The 22,974-nt window shown below is 55.9% G+C and carries 19 protein-coding genes; 11 read left to right on the top strand and 8 right to left on the bottom strand.

From position 1 onward, the window contains the following. Nucleotides 1-41 precede the first annotated feature (41 nt). Nucleotides 42-584 carry an outer membrane protein assembly factor BamE gene (locus QEP12_RS06265; protein ID WP_219163119.1) on the top strand — a complete coding sequence of 181 codons (543 nt, stop codon included), beginning with the start codon at nt 42-44 and terminating at the stop codon, nt 582-584. Between the two features lie 89 nt (nt 585-673). Next, nucleotides 674-1,495, top strand: coding sequence for a 4-hydroxy-tetrahydrodipicolinate reductase (dapB, locus tag QEP12_RS06260; RefSeq protein WP_284213698.1), 822 nt, complete (start codon nt 674-676; stop codon nt 1,493-1,495). A 56-nt stretch (nt 1,496-1,551) separates the two neighbouring features. Here the strand turns inward: dapB and QEP12_RS06255 are convergent, their stop codons facing one another. Together QEP12_RS06255 and QEP12_RS06250 are read right to left on the bottom strand one after the other, a co-directional pair. Then, nucleotides 1,552-2,898: a diguanylate cyclase gene (locus tag QEP12_RS06255; protein ID WP_219163123.1), complete on the bottom strand. Its 1,347-nt coding sequence runs from the start codon at nt 2,896-2,898 to the stop codon at nt 1,552-1,554. A 441-nt stretch (nt 2,899-3,339) separates the two neighbouring features. Beyond that, entirely contained in the window at nt 3,340-3,600 is a 261-nt protein-coding gene (locus QEP12_RS06250; RefSeq protein WP_174864229.1) for a helix-turn-helix domain-containing protein, read from the bottom strand. Between the two features lie 107 nt (nt 3,601-3,707). On the opposite strand from QEP12_RS06250, the gene QEP12_RS06245 reads away from it, so the two are divergent. From QEP12_RS06245 to QEP12_RS06225, 4 genes are all read left to right on the top strand, one after another. Next, a complete protein-coding gene (locus QEP12_RS06245) occupies nt 3,708-4,082 on the top strand; it encodes a hypothetical protein (protein WP_174864230.1) in 375 nt (124 codons plus the stop codon). A gap of 55 nt (nt 4,083-4,137) precedes the next feature. Further along, nucleotides 4,138-4,524, top strand: a complete 387-nt coding sequence (locus QEP12_RS06240; RefSeq protein WP_174864231.1) for a hypothetical protein — start codon at nt 4,138-4,140, stop codon at nt 4,522-4,524. 135 nt (nt 4,525-4,659) lie between these two features. Continuing rightward, the gene (locus QEP12_RS06235) at nt 4,660-5,211 is read left to right on the top strand and encodes an HAD domain-containing protein (RefSeq protein WP_174864232.1); all 552 of its coding nucleotides are present in this window, start codon (nt 4,660-4,662) and stop codon (nt 5,209-5,211) included. Between the two features lie 588 nt (nt 5,212-5,799). Beyond that, entirely contained in the window at nt 5,800-6,558 is a 759-nt protein-coding gene (locus QEP12_RS06225) for a reverse transcriptase domain-containing protein (protein WP_284213697.1), read from the top strand. A 17-nt stretch (nt 6,559-6,575) separates the two neighbouring features. Here QEP12_RS06225 and QEP12_RS06220 read toward each other — a convergent pair whose 3' ends face one another. Genes QEP12_RS06220 through QEP12_RS06195 form a run of 6 tightly spaced genes read right to left on the bottom strand, consistent with a single transcriptional unit; the run spans nt 6,576 to nt 17,269 of the window. Then, nucleotides 6,576-9,308, bottom strand: coding sequence for a phospholipase D-like domain-containing anti-phage protein (locus tag QEP12_RS06220; protein WP_284213696.1), 2,733 nt, complete (start codon nt 9,306-9,308; stop codon nt 6,576-6,578). Continuing rightward, the gene (locus QEP12_RS06215; protein ID WP_174864234.1) at nt 9,305-10,237 is read right to left on the bottom strand and encodes a GIY-YIG nuclease family protein; all 933 of its coding nucleotides are present in this window, start codon (nt 10,235-10,237) and stop codon (nt 9,305-9,307) included. Before QEP12_RS06215 ends, QEP12_RS06220 begins: the two co-directional genes overlap by 4 nt. A gap of 23 nt (nt 10,238-10,260) precedes the next feature. After that, entirely contained in the window at nt 10,261-13,335 is a 3,075-nt protein-coding gene (locus QEP12_RS06210; RefSeq protein ID WP_284213695.1) for an anti-phage-associated DUF1156 domain-containing protein, read from the bottom strand. A gap of 44 nt (nt 13,336-13,379) precedes the next feature. Then, nucleotides 13,380-13,961 carry an anti-phage-associated DUF3780 domain-containing protein gene (locus QEP12_RS06205; protein WP_284213694.1) on the bottom strand — a complete coding sequence of 194 codons (582 nt, stop codon included), beginning with the start codon at nt 13,959-13,961 and terminating at the stop codon, nt 13,380-13,382. A gap of 18 nt (nt 13,962-13,979) precedes the next feature. Then, nucleotides 13,980-17,075 (bottom strand): anti-phage-associated DUF499 domain-containing protein, encoded by a 3,096-nt coding sequence (locus QEP12_RS06200; protein ID WP_284213693.1) that lies wholly within the window; start codon nt 17,073-17,075, stop codon nt 13,980-13,982. Continuing rightward, nucleotides 17,072-17,269 (bottom strand): type II toxin-antitoxin system antitoxin, encoded by a 198-nt coding sequence (locus QEP12_RS06195; protein ID WP_174864236.1) that lies wholly within the window; start codon nt 17,267-17,269, stop codon nt 17,072-17,074. The genes QEP12_RS06200 and QEP12_RS06195 overlap by 4 nt, the downstream gene beginning before the upstream one ends. 229 nt (nt 17,270-17,498) lie before the next feature. Between QEP12_RS06195 and QEP12_RS06190 the strand changes: the two genes are divergently transcribed. From QEP12_RS06190 to QEP12_RS06170, 5 genes are all read left to right on the top strand, one after another. After that, nucleotides 17,499-18,053, top strand: coding sequence for a recombinase family protein (locus tag QEP12_RS06190; RefSeq protein WP_174864237.1), 555 nt, complete (start codon nt 17,499-17,501; stop codon nt 18,051-18,053). 358 nt (nt 18,054-18,411) lie between these two features. Next, nucleotides 18,412-19,425, top strand: coding sequence for a nucleotidyltransferase domain-containing protein (locus QEP12_RS06185; protein WP_284213692.1), 1,014 nt, complete (start codon nt 18,412-18,414; stop codon nt 19,423-19,425). Continuing rightward, nucleotides 19,422-21,155 (top strand): ThiF family adenylyltransferase, encoded by a 1,734-nt coding sequence (locus tag QEP12_RS06180; protein ID WP_174864240.1) that lies wholly within the window; start codon nt 19,422-19,424, stop codon nt 21,153-21,155. The genes QEP12_RS06185 and QEP12_RS06180 overlap by 4 nt, the downstream gene beginning before the upstream one ends. Beyond that, on the top strand, nt 21,152-21,658 hold the full coding sequence (locus QEP12_RS06175) for a Mov34/MPN/PAD-1 family protein (protein WP_174864241.1): 507 nt from the start codon (nt 21,152-21,154) through the stop codon (nt 21,656-21,658). The genes QEP12_RS06180 and QEP12_RS06175 overlap by 4 nt, the downstream gene beginning before the upstream one ends. Next, the gene (locus tag QEP12_RS06170) at nt 21,627-22,829 is read left to right on the top strand and encodes an SAVED domain-containing protein (RefSeq protein WP_174864242.1); all 1,203 of its coding nucleotides are present in this window, start codon (nt 21,627-21,629) and stop codon (nt 22,827-22,829) included. Before QEP12_RS06175 ends, QEP12_RS06170 begins: the two co-directional genes overlap by 32 nt. Nucleotides 22,830-22,974: the final 145 nt, after the last annotated feature.

Genomic DNA, 22,974 nt, shown 5'->3' with positions numbered 1-22,974 from the left:
GCCGCTACAATGGGGCAGATCATATCCTTGGCTTATTACCCATGCATGTACAAGCTCGTTGTCGCCTTCGGGTGGCGCTGACTCTGTCTCTCGCCTCACTCTTGGCTGCATGCAGCAGCATTGGCGAAAGCACACGTAACGCCATGAGCGCCATCACCCCTTACAAGGTGGAAGTGGTGCAAGGCAATTTTGTCTCCAGTGAACAAGTCCAAGCCCTGCAGCCCGGCATGAGCCGCCAGCAGGTGCGTGAAATCTTGGGGACGCCTTTGGTGACCAGCGTGTTTCACGCAGACCGTTGGGAATATGTCTTCACCATCAAGCGCCAAGGTGTGCAAGCGCAAAGCCGCAAGCTGACGGTGTTCTTCGAGGGCGAACGTTTTGTGCGCGCTGAAGGCGATGAAATGCCGTCGGAAGCTGAGTTTGTTGCAACGCTGGGCAAGCCTACCGGCAAGATCAAGGTACCTGAGTTGCAAGCCACCGAAGCACAGCTGGCCAAATTCCCTGTGGCGAAAAAGGCGGCCGATGACACTGCAGCGCAGGCCCCCCAGCCCCAGCGCAGCTACCCGCCCTTGGAAAGCCGCTGATCTTTCGTGTAACCCTGTGCTGTCTACAGGCCGCTCCGCCCTTGGGTGCCAGAGCGGCCTTGTGCGTTTGATACCCTGACTGGATTGTTATGACCTCGACCTCTTCCTCCCCTTTGCGCGTGGCTGTTGCTGGTGCATCTGGCCGCATGGGCCGCATGCTGGTGGAAGCCATTCAACACAGCAGCGACTGCGTGCTGACGGCGGCTTTGGATCTGCCTGGCAGCCCCGCGCTGGGCACCGATGCGGCCGCTTTTTTGGGCCAGTCCAGCTGCGCCATCATCGAAAGCGACCTGCGCAGCGCGCTGTCCAAGGCCGACTTTCTGATTGACTTCACCCGCCCCGAAGGCACGATGGCCCATCTGGCCGTGTGCGCTGATCTAGGGGTCAAGGTGGTGATTGGCACCACCGGCTTTAGCGATGCCCAAAAGGCCGAGATTGCGGCTTTTGCGCAAAAAACGGCCATCATGCTGGCCCCCAACATGAGCGTGGGTGTGAACGTCACCCTCAAGCTGCTGGAAATGGCCGCCAAGACCTTGAACACAGGCTATGACATTGAAATCGTCGAGGCGCACCACAAGCACAAGGTAGATGCGCCGTCGGGCACGGCCATCAAGATGGGAGAGGTGATTGCCGAAGCCCAGGGTACCAAGCTGGAAGATCGCGCGGTGTATGAGCGCTTTGGTCACACCGGCGAGCGCAAGGAAAACACCATCGGTTTTGCCACCGTACGCGGCGGCGATATCGTGGGCGACCACACGGTGCTGTTTGCCGGCACTGGCGAGCGCGTAGAAATCTCCCACAAGTCCAGCAGCCGTGCTGGCTATGCAGACGGCAGCCTGCGCGCCGTGCGTTTTTTGGCCGGCCAACGCACCGGCCAGTTCGACATGTTTGATGTGCTGAACCTGCGTTAAACCCAGGCACCTACAAAAAAACCTGCAGCATGCTGCAGGTTTTTTTGCTTGGGGGCTTAAGCGATCACTACGCGGTTGCGCCCCGCCGCCTTGGCGCGGTACAGCGCCTCATCGCTTTGGCGCAAGATCCGCTGATAGTCAGGGTGGCCGTCAAAGGTTGCAATACCTGCACTGATAGTGATGCTGCAGTGTTGGTTCTGCGGCAGATGAAAGACTTCTCGCTCAATCTGCGCGCGCAGCTTCTCGGCCACACTGGCAGCGCCCTGGGACGAGGTATCCACCAGCACCAGCAAAAACTCTTCCCCGCCCAAACGGAATAAATAGTCTCCACCACGGATGTTGTTACCCAGCACCGTCGCGGCTTGCTGCAGCACCATATCGCCCCCTTCGTGGCCATATTGGTCATTCACTTTTTTGAAGTGATCAATGTCCACGCTCACAATGCTAAAGACCGAGGCACTCTGACGCGCGTACTGCACTTCCTTGGTGAGCACTACGGGCAGAAATTTGCGATTGAGCAACTGCGTGAGCACATCACGCCCGGCATCCAGTTCGGTGTTCTGCGCAAACAAGCCCTCCAAGCTCATCGCGATATGCCGCGCCTGCTCTCGAAGTTGCAGCAAAGGTGCGGCAACTGCGGGGCCTTTGGCTTTCATCAGTGCAGGCAAAAGCTCGGTATCGATGCGCTCCATGGCTTCCAAAATGCTCTGGCAAGCTGGCGCCCCATGAAAAACATCCACCCCTTTATGGCGAAACCACAGGCCAAAATCTGAGGTGGTCAAGTTACTCAAGGGCTGGCTTTGTGCACCCATGGCGTGCAAATACAGGCACTGGTTTTCCCAGTCCAGCAACTCGGCACGGCGCTGTTCACGCACAGTGGCCAAGTTTTGCGTCATGGTGAACAGGCGGTAGGCCTCTTGGGTGCGCGAGTTGCTGTCGCGCGACACGACATAGCCTTGCGACATCAGCTCCATGGCATGGTCAATCACCGTGCTGGCCAATTGCATGACCTGGTACTGCCCCCCAACCGCCTCTTGCTGCAAAACGGCGCGCAAGCCTTCTTTCAGGCTTCGGGCGCCACGCAGCACCACATGCACCGGCACATCAATGCGCGCATGCACCTCGCCAATTTTGATTTGGTGCGCCACCAAGGCTTCCAAATCGTCTTCAGGCTGGGCACCCAAGACCTGCAAGATCCATTGGCGCATGGAGGCCATCAAACGCGTATGCACTTGCTCATGGGAGAGCATGCCTGCAGCGGCTTCGTCCTTCAGCATCACCCGGTAAAAATGCTGGGCCAAAATTTCGTTGTGGGACTGGGCAACACGTACCAGTGCTGCACGGGGCGCGGCATCAAAGCCTTCTAGCAAGCGGCGCCACTCACTGGCGTAGAGAGAAAACATCGGCAGAGATACGCTGACAATAAAACGGAGGAAAGAGGCGCAGTCTCGCCCAGAAATTCACGGGGCGAAGCCATTGCCCCCTAAACCCCCGCAAATACCCCGGACTAAAAAAGCCCATGCGATCACTCACATGGGCTTGTCTTGGGCAGCGCCCTATGGGCAGTGCTTGGGGGAACGCTTTTAGAACGGTTATGGTCACCTTGCCATGCAAACAACTTGATAATTTCCTATGTTCACAATGACTTATTGTGTCTCAAGTAATTTGAAATGTAAACAAAAAAGCATTTTTCACTAAGTTGTTTACACTTTTTGTGTGGCACGCAGTGCTGGCGAACCTGTCAGTGCAGCTCTAGACATGTGATTAGGGTTCTGCACTGCCTGCGGCAAAGCGGAATTCGTTGCCCGGCTTTCAGCTTTGGAGTGTTTGCGTAATCGCCTCGTCTACTCTAATGCGGGTGACTTTTGCTTCCTGAGCTCTTTTTGAAGGTCTGAGAAAAATACATTCACATCTGCACCTAGCGCTTCACACCACTCAATGAGCTCTACAGCGTCGAGCCGGCGTTCTCCAACTTCACAACGGCTAACGTACTGCTGAGGCTTTCCAAGGCGTTTTGATAGCTCAACTTGCGTGACACCCAGTTGTAAGCGTAGTTGCCTGAGTTGTTCTAAAAATTGTGTGTACTTGGGAGTATGAAGAGGCATGCCCTAAGGCCATTCGTGAGCAAAGAGCGTGAAGCTTGCATTCAATTAGGATTTACACCAGAATGCTGTACATCGTTTTGATGTAATTTTTATTTGGGCGCTTAAAAATGAACCTGGAAGCAAGCACCGCAGCTGATAGTTTGATAGAGACACCCCTTGAGCTCGCATACGTCAAATCTCGCGGGGTAGCTCACCTTCAATGCGCTCCTGATAGTTTTGTACTGTTCGATGGAAAAGCTGAAAAATTAACTATTTTTGGTGAACTCCCAGACTTGACTCCAGGCTCGTTCTTCGATGAACAGGCTTCATACGTATTCCAGGATGCACAGAAGCATGGCGCTGCATTTACCGTCAAAGATGGGCGATGCAGCTGCGATATAGGTACCGTTCATGCCGAGGGTGGCTCCTACGTTGAGGCTGCACTTAGAGCATTGATTGCATATCGGGCTGACAATGCTGACAACAAGCGTGCTGGTGACTAACCGGTTGTTAGCGCTATGAAGCAATCTCGCGCCAATAACTCCGAAGGGTGCATCCTTGGGGCCACGTATTCAATATGACCCAGGGGTCAGCATCCCGGCCAGTTTTCCACGCGAAAAAGCCCAGGGAGCTGTTCCAGGAGCTCAGCCCAAATTTTTGGCTACTCTCGTCAATAACCGGTATGTGGGTGTCGCAACTGATGAGGACGTGCGAATTCGTTACTTAATTTGCACAGACTACGTGAAGCGCATAACAGAGCACCTGCAAATAAAACTGCTTGAGGTCTCAATCCCTACAAACGATTTTGTCGAATGCTTGCTTTGGGACTTTCAACTCAAGGGATTCAGTTCACAGGAAGGCCTGTGGATGATTGAGCAAGTGCTTGACCGGGTCGGCGCATTAACTTATCGACCTAAAGATGCGACGCTCCGAAAAAGTGATTAATCAAGTTACTAGCCAGCATGCCTGGGTAGTGCGGTTTACACCGGGTGTCCTTGGTTCATCCCCCCATGAAAAAGACTCAATGAGTCAAGTTTAGGGGGCGTACTTACAGTTATGTTTGTGAGAGGATGGACTCTAATGAGAAACCATCGGTCAGCTGTTGTTTTTTTAGATTTTGACGATGTAATTTGCCTGAATAACCCGTATGGTGGGTACGACGCAAAACGCGCGTTAGCAGAGCAAGATTCATCACAAAATCATGATGCTCTTGAGATATGGAGCAAGTTGTTTGACGCTAGGGCTACGGAAAATCTTCGGGCTATAGACGAGGAGTTTTCGCCACACTATGTGCTCTCAACAAGTTGGGCTTGGATATTTGAAAAGCATGAAATCGTCGAGGTCTTGAGGCGAACAGGGTTGGGTTTTGTCGCCGACGGAATGCACCAGACATGGGTTACTCCCAAAAAGTCACCTCGTGGAATGCGCTCTGTGGAGATATCGAACTGGCTGAGGTTGCATCCGGAGTTCGAAAATTCTTGGGTTGTGGTCGATGACAAGCTTTCTGGAACTGGATTCAAACACTGGAGCAGAGAATCTTTGTCGGCAGTCATCCTTTGCCAAGAGGGGGTTGGATTGCAAGCGCCGGAAGTCGCAAAGTTGAAAATGGCGTTAATGCGCTGTTTTTCTTAACTGGTGTTAGTTGAGCACCAATTTTTGTGTTGTGAATTGCCGCCGCTAGTTGTAGTAATACATGGTGTGAAGGGAAGGGCGGATATCCTTTTGCTGTTTCTTGCCATGTACTGCAGGTCAGCAGCAGTGGGTACTTTCGCTGGAGGCATAGTCGTAAGGAGGCACCACGGCAGTGTAGTGTTGCATTGGTGCTGACCCACACTCGTGCCATCCATGCGCAGGTCAAAGGTGAGTATGGCTGGCCACGTATGCACAAGCCCAGGGTCTGCGCATTCGCAAAGAGCGGGTGCAAGCTGATAACATTAAGGCACCTTGGCGGTAGGCGGGCTGTCCCGTTTGCCCTTTGACATAGTCACTCAGTGATTTACTTTGCAGTGCAACCTTGAACTAAACACTCATAGTTGCTGCTGGTTGGTTCGGAATTCCCATGCGCGCTGCGCTAGGCTAGCCAAGGTTTATGTCAAAGGAGATTGATATGAAAAAAGTTCATATTTCTCGCCTAGTACTCGCTGGATTTAAGATGGTGACTGCGCTTGCGTATGCCACCATTTCAGTCCTAGAGTACATGGGCCGCAACTACCAAAAACAATGCAAATTCGGTGGCAACACAAATACGAGCGGTCCCCTGGTAAGTGGGTTTTTGTTCCTACAGAGGAATCAAAAAATGAGGGAATACGTATCAAGGATGTCATCGAACAAAGGTGGCACCCCCCAGAGTATTACTTCCACCTTCGCTCTGGTGGCCATGTAGCCGCTCTGCGCTCACATGCTGCGAGCCGCATTTTTCTTCGGCTGGACATTCAAGATTTTTTCGGCAGTGTCACGCGTAGCAGAGTGACGCGGTGCTTAAAGTCGATGTTCGACTATACCGAGGCGAGGCGAATTGCCACCGCCAGCACGGTAAAGCATCCTACGCAGGATAACAAGGTAATCCTACCCTATGGATTTGTCCAATCGCCTATCCTCGCGTCACTGGCCCTTGCACAAAGCGCTCTTGGGTCTTGTCTCGAACGATTGAGCAAGCAGCGGCGAATCCACGTTAGTGTGTACATGGACGACATAATTGTTTCGTCCAATTCTGAAAAGTATTTGACCAACGCTCAATCGCAGCTTGAGGACGCGGCTAAAAAAGCACGGTTCGCCTTTCATTCAGACAAAACAGAAGGGCCTGCAAACATGGTTACAGCCTTCAACATCGAGCTGTCGCCTAATGACCTATCGGTAGCTTCGCACCGCCTTCAGCAGTTTGCAGAAACCTACCGCTCCTCCGACAACGGCTTACAGAAGGAGGGGATTGCTGGCTATGTCAACTCCGTCAACCCAAATCAAGTAGCTGAGTTGTTATAGCAAGGCAGCCGTGGAGTTCACCACCCCTCGTTGAGACGCTCTAACAGTTCAGTCCTGGCCAGCACTTTCGAGCACAACTCCCAGCGTTCCTTTCCGGGGTCAACACTTTCACGGGTCTGGTATCGAATCTCGAAGGCGTTCTTCGCGGCTTGGCGGCGCTCTATGTACTTATCGAGTTCCTCGTCCATCCGTTCTTGGTCCTCAATCCACTCATCGTCCAGGGTATCGGGCAATGAGCCAAAGATGTCGAATTTATCCTTGAGGCGGCGCGACAAAACGCTGTAAACCTTCTCGTCGCGCGTCTGGGCATAGACTAGGTTCAGCATGTCCACGGTACGGCGCACCTGACCAAAGCGTTTGATGCGCCCTAGGCGCTGTTCGAGTTTGCTGGGGTTCCATGGCAGGTCGACGTTAATAAGCGTGCCTAAGGTCTGCAGGTTCAAACCCTCGCAAGCTGCATCTGTTGCCACAACAATTTTGATTTCGTGCCGCTTGACCGCGCCCTTGATGTACTCGCGTTCAACCGTTGAAAACTCCGCGCCTCGGAAAAGACCACTTTTACCTGCACCAGCGTACACAGCAACCACCTGGTCGGGGTGAGACTTAGCAATCTCAGAAGCCACCCACTTTGCAGTGTCGAAGTATTGGCTGAAGATAATGCAACCGTGTTCCGCCCAGGTTTTGTTATCGGGCACCGGACCGGTGCGGTGCTCATCCAAAAAGTAGTTGACTGCTGCCAGCTTAGGGTCACGGGCTTCAGTACGACCGAGTTCCGAAACGATGTGCCGCAGGCAATCGGCTTCCTTGTCCGTGAGCGAGTCCAGCGCATTTTCCAGTCCATCGAGCTCTTCTTCGTCCTCGATGGTGCGCTTGTCTAGCATCATCTGCGCAGTAGAGCGACCTGCTGCAAAGCTCGAACAGATGCGCTGCAGCAGCAGGTTTTTCATGAACCCCGCCGCTTTGGTGCGTTGCCCCAAAAGCGAGGTAAATTCCTCTGCTGCCTCATAAGCCATGTTGAACGGATGATTGGTCATCAGCCCAATCCCGTCTAAGGTCAGCCCCGGGTAAGACCCTAAGGGCGCTTTAGGGTCCGGGTGTACATCAACCGCCACCCGCTCTAGCAGGCCCATGTCCTCAAGGACATCACGCCGGCGAAGTACCGTGTGCCGTAGGACAGGGTTGTTGTTCTTAAAGAAGTCCTTGTCGCTTGCGATTTCATCGAGCGTCATCTGAGATGCGAAGTCCAGGTCTTGGTAGTTACGGTCGCTGAAATGATGCGAGTCGTCCAAGTCCAACGTCATACGCAAGCTCTTCAAGCGCTCATCCTTTTCTGTGCTCGGAGGCAGCGGCGTCTTCAGCAGCTCCCACACGTCGGCCGGGTTGGAGAACGTGACTTCACCCTTGACGATGGGAAGCGCCTCGTCGCAGTTGCGCCATTTGCTGGTGAACTCACGGCCCATGACGAAGCCCGCGCCTTCATTGAGCAGGTTCAGCAAGTCCCACAGCTCGACCACCTCGGTCTGAATGGGGGTGGCTGTGCCAATCACCATGTGCTTGGTGCGCTTGGCCAGCCTGGTCATGAAGTTCAACAGGTTGTTGGGCTTGTATTCCTTCTTGCTGATGCCCCGGCTGACCCGTGCTTTGTGGCCTTCGTCCAGCACCACGGTGCCGTAGTACATGCTCAATAGCTCGTCGCACTCATCAGCCTTGTGGAAGATGAGGCCCTGGGAGACGATGGCAATGGCGCTGGGACACCGCTTGATGGCAGCGGCACCCTGGGTGTTCTTGATGATGTGGCCGTGCTCGTCTTGCCAGCATTTACGGTTAGACAGCCAGACCGCGCTGGGTATGCCCAAGCGGTCCTTGAGCTCTGTCTGCCACTGGAAGGTCAAGGTCGACGGACACAGGATGAGCACCTTGCCATCACCCAGCAGGGATGCGACCAAGGCCGAGCCGGCCATAGAAAGCGTTTTTCCGACGCCGACCTCGTCGGCCAGGAGCAGCCGGACCTGGCCGTAGGTCTCACGATGCTGCAGAAAGATGGAAACAAACGCCCGCTGCCAGGGCTGCAGCATTTCACCGGCCCGGTACAGCGGGCTCTCGACCATGGCCGCACCCGGCACCTCTTCAGGCCTGAGCTCTTCAAAGCGCACCTCGTGGCGCTTGGCCACACGCTCGACTTCCTCGATGATGGCATCGGGCAAAGGGTAGCTGTCGGCCCACAGCGCATCAAACTCTTCATCCACCCAGGCTACGGCCTCGGGTGAGGGGTCTTCCCACAGGATTTCGTAGTTGTCAGCAAAGGCGCTCTTGGACTCGTTGATGGAGCCCATGAAGCTGGTCTTGCTGCCATCGGCACGCTCTATGACACCGGCCTTACCGTGCAAGAAGACCCGGTCTTTGGGCACCACGCGCACCTGCACGTTGCCCTTGCGCAGGAGCTCATAGAGCTTGCGGTACTTGTCGCGATACAGCAGAGCCTCGGTCGCCGGCGACACCTCGTTCCAAGTCTCCTTGAGGGCCGCCTCTCGGGCGGCCTGGGACACCCGGATATCAGCGATGTCCAGCTCGCTGTTGCAGACAATGCGCACGTCCGGGATGTCGCCGATTTCCTCACCGACCAGCTCGAAGATGGAGCTACGGAAGTACCCGGCAATGCGCCGATACGAAACTGCGCCCTCCAAACGCTTAGCCAGAAACTCTTTGTCCAGGCGCTGACGGCGAGAGCTGAACCGCTGGATTCCACTCATGCCTTTGCTTTCGCTTCTCGGATGTAGTCGCCAAGTGACTTGCCCTGGCTGCCTTTCCACCAGTCGGCATTGCTGATAGCACCGCGTGCGACTGCGGCAGCCGCGGAGCCCGATGAAAAGAACTGGTCTTTGGTAAACACCAGCCCGTTTTGACTGGCAGCAATGACACCCGATTCACAAAGCTGACGGCGCAGCGCTGCATAGCTAGGGGCATCGAGCTCAAACCGGTCGTTTACCGGCTCGGCAACACGGCTACCCGCCTTAATGATGACACCTCCCTCGGAGACCTCCAGGGTAGCGTCCGCGTTGCGGGCGGTGAGCTTGAACTGTAGGCCCTTGGGAATGCTGGAATACATCGCGGCACGCTTACCCGCGCTGGACGCGACGTTGTCTTCACCACTGGATGCTGCTTCTGCTTCTTCCTGAGAGTTGTCGGTATCGTCGTCATCTACCGAGAACTGCCAAAAACCCAACAAGGGCAGCATCAGAAGGACCTCGTGCAGGAAGTTTTCGGTGAAGGCGTGGTCTTCTTCGGACAATGCCGGCACCGTGGGCTGGTTCGCGTTGTCCAATGGGATGCGGTTGGAGTGCTTGGCCAAGGAGATAAGGCGTGACTCCAGGTGTTGAACGTGGGCCTTGTTTAAGCGCCCTCCCTCAGCGGTGAAAAAGACACCTTTCTTCCAGAAGTCTTTGTGTTTGACGTGTGAGTCAATACGCTCGCCAACGGGGTCACCCTCTCCGATGTACATCCGTTTGCTGCTGACAAGGATATAAATGCCGGGCTGTTGGTACTCTTTGCGTCCCTTGACTTCGCCGGCCAGGGCACGCGGGAAGATGACGGCGCGCCCTGGCCAGTCATCGCGAGATGCCACCAGGATGCCGTCGGGCGCGCCCGACGGCGAGAACAGTCGAATCGAAAAAGGCCTCATGGTGTCCTATCCCTGCAGCGCAGTTACATCTTCTGGTTTTCGATGCCGTCAGCCAGCACACGTGCCGCCGAGGCTTCTTCCGGACGCATGGTGTCGACCTTCTTGCCGATGAACCGAGCGATAGTGACCAGCATGTCGCGTGACGAGTAGAACGCTCCTGGCTTGAGGTTTTGTTCCAGGCCCTTGAGCACATCGTCCAGGTCCTTCTGGGCCTGCAGGTCCATCAGCGCGTAGAGCACGGCCCGGATTGGGGTCTGGTACAGCTCCGACGACTGGTTCATCTCTGCCCGACCAAAGTCCTTTGCCGACTTCAGTGCCGCCTTGTTGGCATTTTCACTTGCCATCAAGGCGCTGAAATCGCGCACAGCGAAGGCCTTGGCAAAGTTCTGGTAGTTGTCCAGCTTGTTCAGGCCGTGGGACTCCTGCTCCAGCATCTTCAAATAGAAGCGCTCGGCCGGCTCCAGGTCATGCCAGACAGACTCGTCCAGGCCCAAGGGCACGAGCATCTTGTTGGCAGTGTCAGTGGCGAAGTCAATCAAACCCTCCACCAGTGTCTTCTGGCCGGAAACGCGCGGACGAAGGGCCTCCTGGGCCATGTCTTTGCCATCAATGATGCTGTACTTAGTCAGCACTTTGAGCGCTGCGGCATAGCCAGCCATCTGCAGGTCGGCATCCTCAAAGAGGTTGCCGTCCTTGGCTCGCTTGCTGTCAGCGGCGACCGAGTCGTTCATGCCGGTCAGACGCTTGATTTGCTCTGCAACCTCTTCTTCCAGCTCATATGCAAGGTCGGTCTGGTTGGTTCGCTTGGCCCCCAGGCGCTTGCGAAGCACCAACAGGATGGTGCCTTTCACGTAAGAACCCTCACGCAGCGCGGAGTCTGTCTCTGTCACGAGATACCAGGCCGCTGTCACTCGGAGGCCACTTGCCCACACAATATTGGCCATGTCCGCCCAGATGTTGCCGTCCTGGTGCGTGAACATTAGGATTTGGATGCCGTTGTCGGGCATACCTTCAGCCATCCGCTTGTAGGCAGCGACCATGCTCAGCCGGAAGTCGTGGTCTTCGCCCTTGACGGCCAGCTCCCTGCGTGAGTCCCAGGTCCAGTTGGCGAACTCTGGGGGTGGATTTTTACGGAACCACGCGATGAAGAACTCGAGGATTTCTTCATATTTGACAGCGTCTCCGTAAGGCGGGTCCGTGACAAAAATATCAGCATTTGCATTGAACTCACTGGCCGGCCTGTTGACCAGCGCGTACGGCGTAGAAACAGGTGAGCTTTTGAATTTTGTCGACACGAGAGGCGCACAAAACGTCAAGCCTCTGCACCCATAGTTGTAGAGCGTATTCAACGCCTGATTGTCGAAGGCTCCTTTCGTAGCTGAAGCGCCGCCTTCGCTGTTGTCATATCGGCTCAGCCGGCAATTCATGTTCAGCACTTGGGTTACGCCAAAAGCAAGACGAGCGTCACTGTACTTCCTGAAGAGGGCACAGGTCAGGAGCTGTCTCGGATTGAACAGATGATGCCAATGTGTCCATCCTCGGGTTCGAATGGGTTCGTCTGTTTTGTCCCCTGGCTCAATCCTTGTATCCGGAACCCAACCATTGCGTTGCCATTCAGCGAGATGCCGTTTTACGCTTGACAGCACCACGTTTTCTCTCTCAATATCCGCTGCGGTAACTCCACGAAACTCAGTGGGGGCCCGACCGCTTTCACCTTCCGGCAATTCTTTAATCCACTGGATGGCATACAGCCGCTCGTTGAAAATATCATCTTCACGGTAAGCAATGTCCGAGTTGTCCCATAGACGAAGACGATTTTTTTTGACCTTCTTGCCATTCACCTCGGTCGTGTAATCTCCTCGAATGCTCGCGATGCTGTTGACATGTTCTTGTCCGTTGACCGTGTGTACCACATCTCCTTTGCGGTAAGTTCCGGCTTCCGCCTGCTTCATTTCTGATGCCGTAGCGCCTGTCTTCAACTCGATGTCGTAACGCTTTTCGGAGGGAATTGGCACCAATTTGGCACACACCGCTCGGCTTTTGCTAACCACTAAAGTAGGAAGCACAGGAACCTTCCAACCAGACGAGGGGCAAGTAACCTCAAGGCAGTAGAGATAAACCTTGCCTCGCCACCCCTCTCCGTCTGTCTCCACGCCCAACGCGTCTACATCAGCTTTGACACGTTCTACTAATGCCGCTTGGTCGTCATCAAGAGTTTTACGTTGTGCATCACTGGCTCCGACGACATTGAAGGCTCCCCAGGTGAGCATGCACGATACGGGGTTCAGGTCTGACGCAATAACGTCACATCCAAGCTGGGCTGCCGCAAACGGAATTTGCCCTGAGCCAGAAAACGTGTCCGACACTGTAGGGCGGTGTCCAAATCTCATGACACCCAGTTGCTCCACCAGCTCAGCAAACGAGTTCGCGTTGGTGCCTAGGTGGGCATTCACACCGGCCCAAATGTGCGAAGCCACGGTTTCAGAAACCTCTTCTGCTCGTTTCGCTTCTGACGCGAGCTCCCGATATGTGTCGTACGCGAACGTCAGCGAAGCAACTTGGTGCTTCGTTGTGTCACCAACGTCACTGCGCCACTTGAGCCGTGGAGTTGCGTCTTTGCCATTTTTCTGATGTGGGAAATTCCTTACGTCAAAAGGAGCGGTGAGAGGTAGTGGGTGACCAGGGGGGTCAATATCAAAGTAAGCGGTGATATCTGGAATTTTTGCCGTTCGAACGATGACCTCCGCCTTGGGTAAGCCCAGGCGTTTGCTAATGGATACATCGTCCATGCTCATCAAGGACTCAAATACTTCCAAATCTCTAATTGGGTCAGCAGTTGCTGGAAGCAAGGAGGCAAGAACACAGGCTCGATTAAGGACCAGAGGTTTCCGCCCCTTCCAGTAACTGCCAAGAGCTGTGAGGGTTTGAGATTGTCTAGCCTCCCTCTCCTTGAAAACATCAATGGACAGCTTCTGAACAGGCAGAAGGCTTTCAATCAGCGCAGGCGCATCTTTCAAGCTCAGGGCCTTAACTCCCGACGGGTGGGGGGTAGTGGTGTAGTCCACTTTCGGAATCGTGTTGACAGCGGAAGAAGTCATTTTTTCGGGTTGTCGAGGTGAAAAAGCCTGCGTGGGTAGCAGGCTCAAAACAATTGGGGGGTCAGTGGGCCGTCTTCTGCAGGGCGAATCGACCGGGGTTTCTTGTTCTCAGCCTTGCCACTGGACAGCGCGTGGTACAGGGCCTTTCGCCACCCAGCGTCCTTGTCATCAGCCAGGCCAGCCTCGGCTGCGGTTTGGCTGAATAGCCACCAGCGTTCTTCCGGCTTCAGGGCAGCCCATTTGGCTGCAATGGCTTTGCACTCATCCACGCTGTTGGCATGTTCCGCCGCCCATGCCAGCACGCAGAGCTCCTTGCCCAGCATGCGGTCTACCTTGTTGTCGCCAGTGGTCCAGCGCGGGCTGGCCAGCTTCTTGGCCTTGAGCCTGGCGGCAAAGTCCTTGCGGGCCGTCTCGGCAATCGCCGACCAAAAACGTCGAGGCAGGACCAAGCGTGTCTCCCTCTGGGGCACGCCGTTATCGCCACCCTTAAAGCCGTAGTCCTCAATGATGGTGATGTCCCCTTTGGCGGCCGCAGGAATCTCCACTCGGAAGATGTGCGCGCCAAAGGCTGCTGCTCCAAAGCCCTCGACCAGGTCGGCGGGCTTCACGTTTTTGGTTTGGCTCATGTATGGGCGTTGAGAGGGTTACTGAGAAAAGTCGTTTTCGTTGAGCTCGAAGCCCACCTTGGCAGCCAGGTCCAGCAGGTCTTGACCCGTCTGGAACTGGAAGCGGTGAATCTTCAGGCTGATGGAGGCGTCAGCAGGGAGGCACGAGCCAATCTGGTTGAGCACGCTCTCCAGGTAGGCGCCGTCTGCAGGCGTGTCTCCCAGGAAGAACTGAACCACAGCAGGCGTGCTGCCTACGACAGCGGCCACCTTCTCCACCGTCGCTTGACGCTCTTTAAGCAGCGCGACCACTTGGTAGGCATCCTGGCGGGAGCCCAGGCTCACTATGCGGGTCAGTCGTGCTGGCTTGCTGCGGTCAATGACCACTTGACGCTTGCCATCGCCATCATCGTCTCTTTTGCGGGCACCGGCGTACTCAAACTTCTCTTTGGCTTCTAGCCCACCGCCCTCGGCAAAGACAAGAATCTTGGCGGCACTGTCACCCAGTTCAATCGGTCCGGTGTAGTCTGTGCCGTTGCGTGGCTCAGAGCCGTCGAGGGTGTACTTCAGGGTCGCGGCAGGTGCCACAAACAGCTCCACTTCGCGGGTGTTTGCGTCCAGCTTGGCTCGTATGGTCAGCTTGTTGGTCCAGGTGAAGACCTCACCGGTATCGAACTGGCCATTGGGGTCAACAGCCAGGAACTGGACGCGGTAGGCCTTGGAACGCAAGACGTCATCCTTGAGAACCGGGCTGGCAGTGCTGACCACACCGTCTTCGGCGTAGTGGATACGGGCGCTTGGGCCTGCGTTGAGCGCGTTGACGCGCAGCACCACCTCGCCGTTGTCGTCCGGGGTGGTGTCAGGTACCACCTGAACAGAAGTCTTCTTTTTGGCGGGCGTGTGCGAGACGTGGCCGTTGCCCAGGTCTTCCCATACACCGCGCTGGACGGCGATGGACTTGAGCATGTCCAAGCCTTTGGGCGGCATCCAGGGCATCTTGGCCCGCTGCTTCTCCCGAGCGACTGCGGTCGCCCAGTCAATCGAGACAGAGCCTTCGTTCCACAGGTTGGTCTCTGCGTAGTCGCGCAGCGCATCGAAGTCGGCGTCCACGTCCAAGAACAGCTTTCTCGGGTGGGCCGTCAGCGTTTTTTCGATTTGCTCTTCACCATCGAAAGGCTTGCTGTTATCGCGCTTGCTGTCCAGCGGCTTAACCTTGAGCTCAGGCGCTTTGTCGCCGACCTGCGCCGGGTAGATAACCTTATCAAACACGCCCAGGATGGTGCTGTAGAAGTCGTGCGCAGCCGACTCCTTCTTGCCCAAGAACTCTTCGTACTGGGCATGAGACTTCGGAATCTTGACCTCAGCCTTGAGGGTCGCGTAGCTCTTGCGGGCGGCCTGCTCGATGCTGGCCATCTGAGTCTTGTCGCCAGTCAGCACGAGGAGGTTGTTCTTCTCCGGCAGCTCTGCAAAGAACGCGTCCAGCTGCTCGGGAGGCATCTTGGTCGCCGGGTCAATGATGAGCAGCACGCGGTTACGCTTAACTTCAGCGATAACCTCGTTGAGCTTTGGCAGCGCAATGGCCTGGCTGTAGGCAGTCTTGCGTGTCGGAGCAAACATCTCCTTAAGTCGGGTCTTGATAAGCTCATCAATCTGAGCCTCAGGCGCGGTGGCCGCAATGCCTTGGAGCATCTTGGTCAGATTTTCCTGTCGGTCGAAATACAGCTTGGCGTCCTGAGTCTGGTGCAGGTACCAGCACTCAGAGAGCATCTCGTCAATCGCGGTGTTGTACTCGACCACCGAGCGCAGCGGAGTGACCACGCATTCAAGCACTTCTTCACGGCTAAGGCCTTTGACGGCATTGACCGCTGTGGACAGGCTGGCCGTGAACAGTAGGTTGGCCACTTCGGACGCGTTCTTGTTGCCGTTGGATGCGTCGATACTCTGGGCATGTGCCGAAAAGTTGACGTCCCACAGGTCTTTGGATATGACGTCGTTCATGCCAGAGATGTCAGCCAGCTTGCTGCGTACTTCGGTGATGCTCAGGTCAAAGTGCTGCGCGCCAATCAGGTAGACGTCGTCGGCATCGCGCTCCCAGACCGACTTCAGCAGCCGAGACATCAGTTCCATCAGGCCACGGGTCTGCTTGAACTGTTCGTTTTCTTTGAAAAGGGCGACCAGGTCTTTCAGGCGTGGGTGGAACGGATAGGTGTGGACGATTTCATCGGCCAGCGCTTCAGCGCCTCTCGCAACCACCTTGGACTTGGTGGCCTCTTCCAAGGCTTGGCCATAGCGAGCCGCTAGGTCCTGGATTTCTGCCACGTCGGGCAGCTTAGTAAACAGGCGCTTACGCAGAATGTCGTAGACCTCGTTCCCGGCCAGGTCCACCGGGGTGATGGCCTTCTCTTGGCGGCCCAGCTCTTTGCGGGCATCAAGCAGCGCGCGCTCAATCAGGGCCCCACCTTGAGCGTACGAGGCGTCCAGGTCTGAGACCACCACGCAGACGTTTGAGAGCTTGCCCGCAGCGCTGAGCAAGTTGGCAAAGGCGCGAGTAGCGATATCGGCGACGGTGCCCGTGCCCGTGGCGCGCGTGCCTAGGTACTGGAAGTACGGCGGCAGTTCGTCCAGGAGGATGAGCGTGGGCTTGTCGGACTTGAGCAGACTGGTCCAGTCGGCCTCGTCGGGGGCCTCGGGGCCAGAAACCCAGAACCGCTTGAAGGCTTCGCCCCGGCCCAGCTGGTGGGCGATTTCACCCCACAGATAGTGCTGAGGGCTGTTGCGGCCGTTGAACGCCACCACACGTGCGTCGGAGAAGGCGTCGATGTGCGGAACGTCAGCGCAGTACTTGTGCCGCAAGTCCTTGTGCTTGGCTGCCAGCCCGGTGCCCACAATCAAGTGAGTCTTACCGCCACCCATGGCTTGCTTGAGGTGGAAGACGGCGTTGGATGACTTGCCAGCCAGCCGTTCAAGGGTCCCGCGCAGCAGGTCGCGCATACCTGCGGTGATGAAGGTCTTGCTGTAGAAGGCCTCGCCGTTGCCTTCGTCTTGAATCAGCTGGTCGAGCTGTTCGATTTGGTCGCTGACGTCAATGGACAGCGCGTTGGGGGCCAGCTGGCAGGCCTGCTTGACGGTTTTCACGAGGTGGTCTTCCCTGTTTCGGTGGTGGGGTTGTGGACGCCAACGACGATGTTGTTCTTCTCGCAGTATTCGAGGATGAGGTGCTCAACCATGTTGGATGCTGAGCGATGCTCTCTGGCCGCAGCTTCCCGCAACAAGGCCTTGGCCGTCGGCGTTATCCGCAGGCCCAGCTGTTCAGTTTTGACGTCGGCCATGTATGAAGGTGAGAAGTAAAACAATGTCGTAACAGTGTATAGCGGCAGAGTTTTAAACGCTATGACTAATGCTCCAGCTCGACAAGGTCTCAAAAACGTCCGTTTTTGAGAATGGTTGGCTTGTCCTCGAGAAACCGTTATTCACCAGGCTAAAGCTGTCTCGAAATCCAGTCTCGTTTTCAATGTCTCATAGCTACACTGAATATTAAGATTTGAGACGGAGATAAACATGCTTGTTGGATATGCCCGTGTATCCACTGAAGACCAGAAGCTGGACCTGCAGCTTGATGCCTTAAAAAGTGCTGGCTGTGTGAAGCTTTTTTCTGACCACGTGTCTGGGGCATCCAAGCTCAAGGTCGGCTTAGAAGAAGCATTGGCTTATCTCAGGCCTGGCGACACCTTGGTAGTCTGGAAACTGGACCGCTTAGGTAGAACGGTCAAAGGACTGATAGAGCTGGTGGATGAACTCCATAGTCGTAATGTCCAGTTTCGAAGCCTGACCGACAGCATCGACACAAGTACGAGTGCCGGGAAATTCTTTTTTCACGTGATGGCGGCAATGGCGGAGATGGAACGTGACCTCGTCCGCGAACGGACATCCGCGGGATTGGCCGCTGCTCGAGCCCGTGGACGAATGGGAGGTCGCAAGCCAAAAATGGACAGCCCCCGCTTGAAGTCAGCCCAACACTTAATCTCCAGCGGGATGACGCCGAAGGAAGTTGCAGACAGTCTTGGTGTATCTAGAGCAACTCTCTATCGAGGGCTGAGCTCATTGCGCCGCTAGCGTGGGGGCTTCAAAGAACTTTTGCTCTCTGCCAGTTTCTGTCCTTAACTACCTCGTCTTGAACGACATGCAGTCACCCTGATTCTGCGGCCGAACGGCAGCTACAGGCGTCAATCGTCATTGCCCGGTTCGCCTGCTGAAGGACACCGCCTGGAGCAGCAATTTGCTAAAGACTGTGCTCACTGACGACTATGAGTTACGACGCAATAAGCCTGTTGCCAAAAAGCCGATTCGGGCGACGGAAAGTGCAAACCATCACTCAGGTTGTAACTCCTGAAACATGCATGTACGGTTTTGTATAAGCTGTCAGTCCTACAAGCCAGCGACCCAGACCAGGGAGCAAAAATCAGGAGGAGACATGCCAGCAGTGCAAAAACAATTTGAAGATTTCCACAGCGCCATCTGTTTCGATGAAGACGACGAGAAGGCAACCCTCCGCGAGAAACGTGAAATCATCCTCAAAGCGCTGAAGGAGAACCTCGACGACGACGTGCCGTCGTTTGTAAATTTCAATCAGGGTAGTTACTCGATGCACACTGGAGTGGTGCCACTGGAGAGCAACTTTGACATTGATGTTGGCCTCATCTTCGATTGCAAGAAGGACAAATACCCCGACCCGGTCGCGCTGAAGAAAAAAGTGCGCGACGCGGTGGACACGAACTTCCGCACTGTGGCCATACGCCGGCCGTGCGTGACTGTCAACTACATGAGCGGCGGTGAAGTTTCATACCACGTCGACTTGGCAATCTACACCGAAGGTGATGATGGGAAACTCTACCTAGCCAAAGGCAAGGAGAACTCGGCTGAGGAGCACCGAATCTGGGAAGTCTCAGACCCGAAGGGGTTGACCAAGCGTGTTTGTGGCGCGTTCGAGGAATCTGACCAGCTGGCCCAATACCGCCGTTGCATCCGCTACCTCAAGCGCTGGCGGGAAGTTCAATTTCGGGGCGCAGGCGCACCGTTGAGCATTGCCCTTACCGTCGCCGCACTTCACTGGTTTAGGCCGAACTTCGGTGCGTCCGGCAAACCAGTCGACCTGCTGGCAATGCTGGACTGGGTCGAAACGATGCTGGCACAGTTCACCAACGAGTACAGCGTTGACGATGGTTTCCATCTGCGCATGAAGGTTGTGCTGCCCGTAGAACCGTACACCGACTTGATGGCCAAGCGGACCGCTGCACAGATGCAGAACTTCAAGGATAAGCTTGCGGCTCTGCGGGATGCCCTGCAGGAAGCTTATGACGAGGACCTACCCGAGGATGCGTGCAAACACTTGAAGAAGCAGTTCGGCGACGACTTCAAGATACCCGAGAAGTCCGAGACGGCCAAAGCTGTATCAGCTGCCGTCATTAGCACAGGAAACTCCGCATGACGGAGGCTGCTGTCGAGTCGGGTGCATCCACGAAGGTCGATGCCGCGTTTGAAGCTGTCAAGAACGCTTGCAGCTTGCACGGCATCGAAGTAGTCCGCTTGGACAGTACAGTTCCAAACAGCTTGGCGGTCGAGCTCACAGGTGCAACACGAAAGTGGTCTATATACGTTGATTGCAACGAGGAGCACTTGAGTTTGCCGGCCGTTATGACTGACGCCCCGTCGACGCCATTAGCACATGTCAGCTACAACGGTTCCGTGTGCGTCGACGATGGTCAGGGATTGTCACTTGACCCCAATCGCCCAGCAGACATCGTGGCGCACACTGTCCTCAAGGCTTACAACCTGCTCGAACATTCGGCGATGGACGCAACCATGGGCCATGAGGAGTTTTTCAACGAGCTTGAGGGCTACTGGCTGCACTTGCCCGGCTCGCTGCGCGCACGTGCATACTTCGAGGTCGATGGCAACTCTCGGATGCTCAAGGCCTTTGTTAAGTCGAAACAGAAGCTACCTAAATGGTTTTTTGTGGAGCGCGACGCTGAGGTTCCTTGGGAAGTTCAACGCGAAAAGCTCGAGGGGCTGAGGGCCCTGTACGTTCAACTCGACACTCTTGATTTGCCGCCGGCGTTCCCGGATAAGCTGACAACGGAGTTCATTGACTCTGTTCATCAGCATCTGTCGCCTGAGCAACTGAAGCTCTGGGAGCAGTTGCTCGGCCCATCAAAGAACACTCCTAAACAACTGGCGCTGTTGATTTCAGTGCCCCGTCAGGCCGGAGGCAGTTCATTGGTCGGTGTTGCTTTCGGAGCATACCGCGGAATGGTCGACAAGAAGGCTTCGGTTACGCCACTGACAATGCGCCGCCACACGCCCAACTACATGCGCGAACGCGGCGGCGCGTCGCTGGACCTTCTAGGAAAGCATGTCGTAGTGCTGGGTGCTGGCGCCGTCGGAGGCGTCGTCGTCGATACCCTAGCGGCAGCAGGCATAGGCAAGCTCACGGTGGTCGACCACGATGAATATTCAGAGGACAACGTTTTTCGCCACGTGCTCTCGCCCCTGTTTATCGAAACTGGTAAACCTATTGGCTTGAAGCTGGAGCTGGAGCGGCGCTACCCTGGCCTTAGCATCACACCTGTCTGCACTACCGCCCAGAAGTGGTTCAAGACCGCTGACCTGAGTAAGTATGACGGCATAGTGCTCGCATTCGGTGCGCCATCCCTCGAACGCTCGTTCTCTCGCGTTCTTAAGAACAAACGGTTCGACCTTCCCGTCGTTTTCACATGGCTCGAGGCTTTGGACTTGGGGGGGCACTCGATATTGATGTCGACAAAAGGACCCGGCTGCCTCGAATGCGTATATCGTGACGATGAAGGCCAACCAGCACTGGCGCCGCGCACGTCGTTTCTGGAGCCAAACCAGCCGGTTACCCGCAACCTCACGGGCTGCGCTGGTGCATTCGTACCGTTCGGCCCCATCCAGGCCCGCCGCACAGGTCTAATGGCAGCTGAACACCTACTCTCTGCCATCACTGAAATAGCAGTAGGTGGTCAATCCCGATACCCCTCGTACCGATTCTGGGTGGGTGAAGGCTTGGCAGCTGCCCGGCATGGATTGCGAACGACCCCTTGGTTCCGAGCCGCAAGAACAACTCTCCCTGAAGACGCCACGCGGCTCGTGTTCAGCCGTGCCTGCCTCCATTGCCGTGTACCTAAGGAGGAGGCATGAGGCTGGTCTATCGCGTCACGCCGCAGCAGCGGCTCATCATCGTCGAGCACGCCTTGCAGCAGATGCAGGCGTTCGCGCAGCGCCGCTGGTGGCACTGTGAAGCCGGGGGTGTCCTACTGGGCCGCCACCTCTTGGACTCTCACGACGTGGTTGTCGACGAGGTGTCTACTCCGCAGAGCAGTGACCGCCGCAGCAGATTCGGCTTCTTTCGGTCATATAAGCATGAGCAGATTGCCCACCAGCGCTGGCTGGAGCATGAACAAACATCAGCCTACCTCGGGCTTTGGCATACGCACCCTGAAGCTGACCCTACGCCCAGCGACGTCGACCTTCGTGACTGGCAGCAAGCCGTGTCAAGGGACGCGTTTGAAGGCCACCGCCTGTTTTTCCCCATCATTGGCACGCACAACATCCGCATCTGGACGCTGAGCCGCCGAGGCGTGTTTCGAGAATTGAAGCTGGAGAACAAGAATGGCGACGAAAAATCCTGCAACACCGACTAAGGCGACGATGAAGACGCCTGTGAAAACGAAGTCTCCTGCGAGTGCAAAGAAAAAACGAACGCAGAAGCGCGCCAACATTCCTGTAGCTGTACGGCGCGACCTTTGGGTGGCCGCAGCAGGGCGCTGTGAATTCCGTGGCTGCTGTAAGCCGGTCAACCGAGACTTCCTTACCAAGAAGATGGCTAACGTTGGAGAGTTTGCACACATCATTGGGGACAGTCCTGCTGCCGCGCGGGGCATATCCGGTGAATCAGAGCGACTTGCAGCAGACCCAAGCAATCTCATTCTCGCGTGCTTCGATTGCCACAGCCGCATCGACAGACATGGCCAGAGCAACGAATTCACTGCAGAACAGCTCCGGGCCATGAAGCGCGAGCATGAGACGCGTATCGAAAGCATCTACTCAGCAACCGGTGTGATGGAAAGCATGCCGGTTCTAATGGCATTCCCGATTGCTGGCAATGTGCCCGCGCTCGACGTCCGCAACATCCACTATGCGATGCTGACCAACAGTGACTTTCGGCGCTTTCCCACCTCGACCCACATTCACATTGACAAGAGCAGTTTCGACATCAGGGACAATGAAGCAGACTTCTGGTCCAGCGCCGAAAGGGCCCTGACCCAGTTGTATCAGCAGCGAGTCGAGCCGGTACTGACCGCCAGAAGCGGCCCTTCCCATCTGACGATTGCGGGCTTTGCTCCGATTCCGATGCTAATGAAGCTGGGTGCCCTCATCGGCGACAAAACACCCGCGAACGTTCTAGATTTGCCGGGAGAGCAATGGCTATGGGACAGGCGCCCGGAGTGCCCTTCGCCGTCCTTTACCTACACCGTCTCCAACACCTTGCCTCGTGAGGTTTCCGTACTCGTGAGCCTCTCCAATCGAGTTGTGCATCCAACGGAGGTGCACCCAGTCGTGGAGTTCCAAGCTGTAGCGCCTGACCGCGGCATCATCCGCACTGAAAGTCACCTCTTGAATTTCCGCAGTGAGTTCGATAGCTTCCTGCAGCGCCTCACGCGTGCCGGCGTTCGCGTGGTGCATATCTATCCTGCAACGCCACTATCGGCGAGCGTAGAAATTGGGCGCATGCTGCTGCCCAAGACATTCGAGGAGGTTCATGTCTGGGAGTGGCAGGCGCCCGAATGGAAGCGAGCGCTACGGCTGAAGTAGCCCGCTCGGATGTCCTCGTAGACTAAAACCAGCTAGCCAGGCTTCCTCCGTTCTATACGACTGCTTGCCCTTTTCTTGCCGAATGCTAGCGTACTACCGCCGTAGCCAGCACCAGCGACCGCTTAATGCCGGCTTTCGTGAGTAC

Source organism: Comamonas jiangduensis (genome assembly GCF_030162955.1).
Taxonomy (GTDB): domain Bacteria; phylum Pseudomonadota; class Gammaproteobacteria; order Burkholderiales; family Burkholderiaceae_C; genus Comamonas; species Comamonas jiangduensis.
This window is presented reverse-complemented; position numbering and strand designations above follow the sequence as displayed.